Annotated in this window: 7 protein-coding genes; 5 read left to right on the forward strand and 2 right to left on the reverse strand. The window is 71.6% G+C overall.

Features of this window, described 5'->3' with window-relative positions:
* The 4 genes from B4E30_RS14565 to B4E30_RS14580 all read left to right on the forward strand — a co-directional run.
* Positions 1 to 968 (forward strand): cytochrome b/b6 domain-containing protein (locus B4E30_RS14565; RefSeq protein ID WP_286795839.1); only part of this gene is annotated, 968 nt, incomplete at its 5' end.
* A gap of 88 nt (positions 969 to 1,056) precedes the next feature.
* Positions 1,057 to 2,319 carry a sensor histidine kinase gene (locus B4E30_RS14570; RefSeq protein ID WP_071045974.1) on the forward strand — a complete coding sequence of 421 codons (1,263 nt, stop codon included), beginning with the start codon at positions 1,057 to 1,059 and terminating at the stop codon, positions 2,317 to 2,319.
* Entirely contained in the window at positions 2,307 to 2,993 is a 687-nt protein-coding gene (locus B4E30_RS14575; RefSeq protein ID WP_286795841.1) for a response regulator, read from the forward strand. Before B4E30_RS14570 ends, B4E30_RS14575 begins: the two co-directional genes overlap by 13 nt.
* Positions 2,990 to 3,853: a hypothetical protein gene (locus B4E30_RS14580; protein WP_286795842.1), complete on the forward strand. Its 864-nt coding sequence runs from the start codon at positions 2,990 to 2,992 to the stop codon at positions 3,851 to 3,853. Before B4E30_RS14575 ends, B4E30_RS14580 begins: the two co-directional genes overlap by 4 nt.
* 9 nt (positions 3,854 to 3,862) lie before the next feature.
* Here the strand turns inward: B4E30_RS14580 and cofE are convergent, their stop codons facing one another.
* Positions 3,863 to 4,627 (reverse strand): coenzyme F420-0:L-glutamate ligase, encoded by a 765-nt coding sequence (cofE, locus tag B4E30_RS14585; RefSeq protein ID WP_286795844.1) that lies wholly within the window; start codon positions 4,625 to 4,627, stop codon positions 3,863 to 3,865.
* A gap of 5 nt (positions 4,628 to 4,632) precedes the next feature.
* Positions 4,633 to 5,139, reverse strand: coding sequence for a GNAT family N-acetyltransferase (locus B4E30_RS14590; RefSeq protein ID WP_286795846.1), 507 nt, complete (start codon positions 5,137 to 5,139; stop codon positions 4,633 to 4,635).
* 197 nt (positions 5,140 to 5,336) lie between these two features.
* Between B4E30_RS14590 and B4E30_RS14595 the strand changes: the two genes are divergently transcribed.
* On the forward strand, positions 5,337 to 5,660 hold a 324-nt coding region (locus B4E30_RS14595; protein ID WP_286795848.1), incomplete at its 3' end, for an acyl-CoA thioesterase.

Here is a 5,660-nt window from a genome sequence, read left to right on the forward strand (position 1 = left end):
ACGGGCGGGCGCCGCGGACGGCGCCGCCCGCATCCGAGCCCCGTCGCATGGGTCCCTTCACGCCCCTGCAGTGGATCGGGGCGGTGGTCGTCGGCGGCATCGCCGTGGTCTACGCGGCCGCGATGCTCGTGCTGGCGATGCGGTGGCTCGCGAGCACCGAGCCGCTGCAGGCGTTCCTCACCGCGTTCCCGGGCGAGTACCACCTGCCGGAGGGGGCGCCGGTGGGTCTGGCCGCGTGGCTCGGATGGCAGCACTTCCTCAACACGTTCTTCATCCTGCTGATCATCCGCACCGGGTTGCGCGTGCGCACCGAGAAGCGGCCGACGGCGTTCTGGTCCCCGCGAAAGAACCGCAAGCGCAAGATCAGCCTGAACCTGTGGTTCCACCAGGCGCTCGACATCCTCTGGATCGCCAACGGCATCGTTTTCGTGGTGCTGCTGTTCGTGACGGGTCAGTGGATGCGGATCGTCCCGACCTCGTGGGACGTCTTCCCCAACGCGCTGTCGGCCGGCATCCAGTACCTCACGCTCGACTGGCCCACCGAGAACGGGTGGGTGAACTACAACAGCCTGCAGCAGCTGGCGTACTTCAGCGTCGTCTTCATCGCGGCACCGCTGGCGATCGCCACGGGCGTGCGCATGTCGGGGGTGTGGCCGAAGAACGCCAAGACGCTCAACCGGGTGTATCCGGTGGAGTGGGCGCGCGCGGTGCACTTCCCGGTGATGATCTTCTTCGTGGCGTTCATCTTCGTGCACGTCGTGCTCGTCTTCGCCACCGGGGCGCTGCGAAACCTCAACCACATGTACGCCGCGCAGGGCTCGGCCGATCCGAACGCCTACGCCGACAACTGGACCGGGTTCTGGATCTTCGCCGCCTCGCTCGTGGTGATCGCCGCCGCCTGGGTCGCCGCACGCCCGCTCGTGCTGGCGCCCATCGCGCGCCTGTTCGGGTCGGTGTCGGGCCGCTGAGCGGAGCCGCGAACGGGGGATAACCCCCGGTCGGATCTCCGGATCCCTCGGGCGCGCGTCGCCGGGGGCCGGTCGTACCGTTGTCGACATGACCACTCCCGACTCCCCACCCGGACGCCGGCCGGCCGCACCGGCGATGATCGCCGGATCGCTCGCGCAGCTCGCCGCGCTCGGCGTGATCGGTCCCGCCGTCTTCACCGTGCTGTTCACCCTGCTGGGGGTCGGACTGGGCCTCGTGCCCCTTCTCGGCGTCGGCCTGCTGCTGCTCTATGTGCTCGTCTACGCGATGTACGCCACCGCGTGGCTCGAGTACGCCCGCGTCGACGGCCTCTACGGCCTGGAGCTGCCACCGGTCCGCGTCCGCCGCTCTTCGCGCCCCGGATTCGGCGGGTTCCTCCGCATGGTCTGGGCGCAGTTCACCGACCCGATCGTGTGGCGCGGCATCGCCAGCATCGCGGTCTCGACGGTCCTCGGGCTCCTCGTCGTCCCGCTCCTCACGGCCGTCATCGCGGGCATCGCCGGCGCCTTCGCACCGCTGTACGCGGGCGAGACCGTGCGTCTGTTCGGCATCGGACTCGACGTGGGGTCGGCCCTCGCCGTGCCCGTGGGCATCGTCGGGGCGCTCGCCGCATCCGCCGCCCTCGTGGGACTCGCCATCCTGCACGGGGTGCTCGGCCGGGCGATCCTCGTTCCCTCCCGGGAAGCGCAGCTCGCCCACGAAGCGCGACTCTCCCAGGAGCAGCGTGCCGGCGCGGTGCGATCGGCCGAGGTCGAGCGCACCCGGATCGAGCGCGATCTCCACGACGGCGTGCAGCCGAGACTGGTCTCGGTCGGGATGACGCTGGGCCTCGCCCAGCAGAAGGTCGACGTCGACCCGCAGGCCGCCAAGGAGCTGATCGCCGAGGCGCACACCTCGACGAAGGCCGCGATCACCGAGCTGCGTCAGCTCGCCCGCGGCATCCACACCTCGGTCCTCGACGACCGCGGACTCGACGCCGCCCTGTCGGCGCTCGCCGCCCGCTCGCCGGTGCCGGTCACACTCGACGTGCGCGTTCCCGGCCGGTGCGGTCCGGCCGCCGAGGCCGCGGTGTACTTCGTCATCGCCGAGTCGCTCACCAACGCCGCCAAGCACTCTCGGGGGACCGAAGCGCGCGTGCTCGTGCGGCTGCGCGAGGAGGGCACGCTCTGGGCCCGCATCGAGGACAACGGCGTGGGCGGTGCCCGCGTCGTCGCCGGCGGCGGACTCGACGGCATCGCCAATCGCGTGCTCGGCGTCGGCGGCACGTTCCGCCTCGACAGTCCCGGCGGGGGCCCGACGACGGTGGAGGTGACGGTGCCATGCGCATCCTGATCTGCGAAGACTCCGCACTGCTGCGGGAGGGCCTGGTGCGCCTGCTCGCCGACGCCGGCCACGAGGTGGTCGCCGCCCTTCCCGACGCGACGCGGCTCGACGACACCGTCGTCGAGGTCTCGCCCGACCTGTGCATCCTCGACGTGCGGCTGCCGCCGACGCGGACCGACGAGGGCATCCGCGCCGCCCTGCGGCTGCGCGCCGCCGACCCGCAGCTGCCGGTGCTCGTGCTCTCGCAGTACGTCGAGGAGCGCTACGCCAGCGACCTCATCGCCGGCAAGGGAGGAGCCCTTGGCTACCTCCTGAAGGACCGCGTCGCCGACGTGGGCGAGTTCGTCGAGAGCGTCGAGCGGATCGGTGCCGGCGGCACCATCCTCGACCCCGAGGTCGTCGCGCAGCTGCTGTCGCGCCGCGCCCTCGACGACCGGATGAGCCGCCTCACCGACCGGGAGGCGAGCGTTCTCGCCCTCATCGCGGAGGGGAAGTCCAATCACGCGATCGCGCGCACCCTCTTCGTCAGCGAGGGCAGCGTCGAGAAGCACATCACCGCCGTCTTCCAGAAGCTCGACCTCGAACAGGACGAATCGGGGAACCGGCGCGTCCTGGCCGTGCTCGCCCACCTCGAGCACGGCGGCCCCGTCACCGGCGCCACGCAGACAGGAGAACCGTCATGACCGACACCCTCACCCCTCCGCCCCAGCAGCCGCCGTCCGCGCCTGCGCCGACCGCGCCGCCGTCGCGCACGCGCGCGTCGTCGACCGTCATCGCGATCCTCACGATCGCGTTCGGTGTGGTCGTGATCGTCGGGGCGCTGGTCGCGACGTCGTTCCGCGCCGTCGGAGCGGCGATGGTGGACGATGCATCGCACACCGCGGACGCGGTCGGCGTGCGCACCCTCGACGTCGACGTCACCGCCGCCGAGCTGCGCGTCGAGTTCGCCGACGTCGACGAGGCGCGCCTCGACGTGTCGCGCGCGGCCGCCGCCGACCAATGGCGGCTCGAGCGCGACGGCGACCGCCTCGCCGTCTCGACCCCGGACGAGTTCTTCGGCATCCCGTGGCTCTTCGGCGGCAACGGCAGCGCCGTGCTGGTGCTGCCCGAGCGACTCGAAGGGGCCGGAATGGATGCGGCGCTGGACCTCGCCGCGGGACGCATCGTCGCGGACGCCGACTGGGGCGAGGTCGACCTGTCCGTCAGCGCCGGGGAGATCGACCTCGGCGGCACCGCCGACGGCGTCGTCGCCGACGTGAGCGCCGGCAAGATCGAGCTCGACGTGTCGGACGTGGCCGACGGGCGCTTCGACGTCAGCGCCGGGGAGATCGTCGCGCGACTCGGCGGGAGCGCCCCCGACGCCCTGCAGGTGTCGGTGAGCGCCGGATCCCTCCGCCTGGTCGTCCCCGACGACGTCTATGCCGTCGACGTCGACGTGTCTGCCGGTGAGGTGACCAACCGGCTGCAGACCTCGCCTGACGCCGCCCACAGCATCTCGGGAGACGTCTCGGCCGGCGACCTCCGCCTCATCCCCGGCAGCTGAGGGCCGCGCTCAGGCTCGCGCGGCGCGGCCGGCGGCGTACCCCTCGGCGTAGGCCTCGTCGGCGCCCTGCCGGAACATGTCGCGCTCGGCGGGGCGCACGATCGTGCGGGCGCCGGGCAGGTCGAGGTCGCCGACGAGGTCGGCACGCCCGCGGACGACGGCGACGGGCAGCCCCGCCGCCTTGCCCTTGACGAGGTCGGCGGCACCCGCGATCTCGTCGGCGACGCAGGGCATCGTCACCACGAGGGGCCGGCCCTCGGTGTCGGTGTGCCCGCGCAGGTCTTCGAACACGTGCACGCCGGCGGCGCCGATCGCGTGGTCGGTCTGACCCTCGCGCCATGCGCGGCCGAGCGTGTCGGTCACGAGCACGCCGACGCGAGCCCCGCAGCGCTCTCGCAGGCCGGATGCGATCTCGCGGGCCGAGGCGTCGGGGTCCGCGGGCAGCAGCAGGACCGTGCCATCGGGGGTGTTGGAGGCATCCACTCCGGCGGCGGCCGACACGATGCCGAGGGGATTCTCCACGATGCGCGTCACGTGTCCGGTCGGGCTCGTGCGCGAGGCGACCAGTCGCACGGTCTGCTCGGTGATGGCGTCTTCGCGGTCGTCGGCATGCAGGATGCGGCCCTCGGCCTTGGACACGATCTTCGAGGTCACCACGACGATGTCGCCGTCGGCGAGCGGGGTGCTGCGCGCGATCGCGTTGGCGATCAGATCGACCAGATCGTCACCGGGTGAGACCTCGGGGATGCCCTCGAGGGCCCACGCCTGCAGCACGCCGGTCAGCGCACGAAGCGCACTTCGGTCAGCGTCTCACCGAGGAAGGGCTCGGTGTGGGTCGCGCCGTCGAGCGAGAAGCCGTTGCGGGTGTAGAAGCGGTGAGCGCGCGGGTTGTCCTCGGCGACCCACAGGTAGATCTCCTCGTCGGCGGGCACGACCGCGTCGAAGAGCTTCTGGCCGATGCCGGTGCCGTGCCACGCGTCGAGCAGGTAGATGAAGTACAGCTCGCGGTTGCGCACGGCATCCTTGTCGCGGGCGGGACCGGATCCGGCGAACCCGACGATCACGCCTTCGACGAGTGCGGCGAACATCCGGAAGTCGTCGCCCTGCACAGCCCAGTGGGTCCAGAGCTCGGCCAGGCGTCGGGGCGACACCTTCTCCAGCGCGGCCTTGCTGATGAGGTGGTCATAGGTCTCGTGCCAGCAGGTCGCGTGCACTCGACCGAGGTCGACGGCATCCACGTCCCGGACCGGACGGACGACGATGTCGGTCTGCAGTTCGGCTTCCATGCGGTGACTCTACGCTCGGCCGCGCCCGGCCGGAAATCCGCCGGTGAACGCCGAGCGACGAGCACGGGAACGGATGCGCGACGGGCGCGGGAACGGATGCTCGCCGCGCGAGAGCCGGATGGGCGTCGCGCGAGGGATTTGTGCCGTTCCGACAACCGGATCGCGCGGGATGTCGTGAATCGCTACCATCGGCGCTCGTGAATGTGTGGTGGCGCACCCTGCTGACGATCCTGCTCGCACGCCGGCGCATGCGCCGCGAGGGGGCCATGTCGCCGACGGCGGTCGGACGCATCCGCCTGACGACCCTGCCGACCGACATCGACATCCTGCAGCACATGAACAACGGCAGGTACCTTTCGCTGTTCGACCTCGGGCGGTGGGACCTGCTCACCCGCACCGGGCTGCTCGGCGCGATGCGCCGGCACGGCTGGTACGCCGTCGTGTCGTCGGAGACGGTGACCTTCCGCAAGTCGCTGAACCTGTGGCAGCGATTCGATGTCGAGTCGCGGCTCATCGGGCAC

The sequence above is a fragment of the Microbacterium sp. UBA3394 genome, assembly GCF_002358725.1.
Taxonomy (GTDB): domain Bacteria; phylum Actinomycetota; class Actinomycetes; order Actinomycetales; family Microbacteriaceae; genus Microbacterium; species Microbacterium luteum.

What these genes read in the sequence shown, in the direction of transcription:
- B4E30_RS14570 (WP_071045974.1), top strand. Translation starts at nt 1,057, where the DNA reads ATGACCACTCCCGACTCCCCACCCGGACGCCGGCCGGCCGCACCGGCG.
- B4E30_RS14575 (WP_286795841.1), top strand. Translation starts at nt 2,307, where the DNA reads ATGCGCATCCTGATCTGCGAAGACTCCGCACTGCTGCGGGAGGGCCTG.
- B4E30_RS14580 (WP_286795842.1), top strand. Translation starts at nt 2,990, where the DNA reads ATGACCGACACCCTCACCCCTCCGCCCCAGCAGCCGCCGTCCGCGCCT.
- B4E30_RS14590 (WP_286795846.1), bottom strand. Translation starts at nt 5,139, where the DNA reads ATGGAAGCCGAACTGCAGACCGACATCGTCGTCCGTCCGGTCCGGGAC.